This window comes from Variovorax sp. CCNWLW186, from assembly GCF_037203865.1.
Classification (GTDB): Bacteria; Pseudomonadota; Gammaproteobacteria; order Burkholderiales; family Burkholderiaceae_C; genus Variovorax.
In genome coordinates this window covers 1-1,374 of the sequence record NZ_JBBCBO010000051.1, presented here as the reverse complement: position 1 = coordinate 1,374, position 1,374 = coordinate 1, and the positions used below count along the sequence as shown (strand labels likewise).

The window sequence follows — 1,374 nt, the reverse complement described above, 5'->3', positions numbered from 1 at the left end:
TCGCCAGCCGCCGCAAACGTGCCGCTGTCGACGATCGCGGACAGCACGCTGATCCCGTTTGTCACCCGATCGTCAAACCCTGCCATACATGCCAATTTGTCATTTAAGAAACGACATACATGCTATCGCCATCTTCAATCGCGACGCACGGGATCGAATTCTCTGTGTTGTTGCTATCGTTGTCGGGCGGTTGCAGTGGCTAGCGATTCGGCTGACAGCTAGGAGCATCCAGCGTAGCCCTACGGTTCAATGAGCAAGCGCGGTGGCGAGAGATGATGCGGCTTGGCGTGCGCAGCGGAAGCGTCCGCTTTCGGACGGATCGCGAACGACCCCTCATGGCCGACTGTAGCCTGCGAACCGCTACGCAGAATCATCGGCGTAGCCGCCCGTAGACGGAGCTTGACGCAAGGACGCGCCGTAGTTTGCGGTAACGGCTTCAGCCTGCTTTAGGAAGCGTGTCGCATCCTCAGTCGGCCGAAATTTCGTGTACACATCGATGACCAACGGGCGGCCTTTGGCGTTTGGGTACGCGACATAGAGTTCACCAGACTCGATGAAGCCAAGGTACACGTTGATTTTGTCCTGCAGGACACGGAGGTGGTCTGTGTTCCAAGGCAGGTGGTCAAAGATGCTCAGACGAACCTCGCCGGTATCCTTGTCGGTGCCGACGGCGTCGACGGTTGAGGTGTTTCGACGGTCATCAGGAGGTTCGCGGGAAGGTCCGGTTGTGGCCGACTGTAGCCAGTCGCACTGCTGTCGCGAAGGGCCCAGGCAGACGTCAGCCCCGACGGTAGCTGAACACCGGCAGGCCGATGAGCAACAGCCATTCTTCGAGTTCCTCTCGGCTGGCTCGCCGGCCGTTCTCGCCGCACGCAATACCTTCGTCGCCCGCCGCCGCCAACAGGCATTCAAGCTCTTGCTTGAGCGCGTCTGAAGTACTTGTTCTACCCGGTGCCGTCTTTGGAAAGAGGGCGAACTCTGAGACGCTTACGACCCCGCCTTCGGCGTTAAGCGTCAGTTCTCTAATGGCAACCTGCTCGTCAAGGGGAGCGTCCTGCGTAAGGCAGACCCCTGGTAACGGTCCTCCCCACTGCTTAAGCCGGGTAAGCAACCCTTCTTGCCTGAGTTCTCTTTCCGATTTGGGGCGTAGTCTTGGGTAGTTCATGGATGTCCGCTTTTAGCCGCATTGTGCCGGCACCGCGAACGGCCGGTTCTGGCCGATTGTGCCCCTTGCCGTAGGCCAAACATGGCCGCGAAAGCTGATGTCTATCCCAGAAAAAGCAGGCGCTGCTTGGGTGCTGCATCCAGGACAGCTGCAGTCCGGCCAGCGCATGCTGAGGCTCCCTCAACTCGATGGGAGACCATCATGGGATC

Annotated in this window: 2 protein-coding genes; both read right to left on the bottom strand. The window is 59.3% G+C overall.

Annotated elements, in window-relative coordinates; translation table 11 throughout:
* Window positions 1–360: 360 nt before the first annotated feature.
* Window positions 361–876 (bottom strand): DUF6572 domain-containing protein, encoded by a 516-nt coding sequence (locus tag V9K97_RS27325; protein WP_443304349.1) that lies wholly within the window; start codon window positions 874–876, stop codon window positions 361–363.
* Window positions 779–1,165 (bottom strand): hypothetical protein, encoded by a 387-nt coding sequence (locus V9K97_RS27230; RefSeq protein WP_337321960.1) that lies wholly within the window; start codon window positions 1,163–1,165, stop codon window positions 779–781. Before V9K97_RS27230 ends, V9K97_RS27325 begins: the two co-directional genes overlap by 98 nt.
* Between the last annotated feature and the right edge of the window lie 209 nt (window positions 1,166–1,374).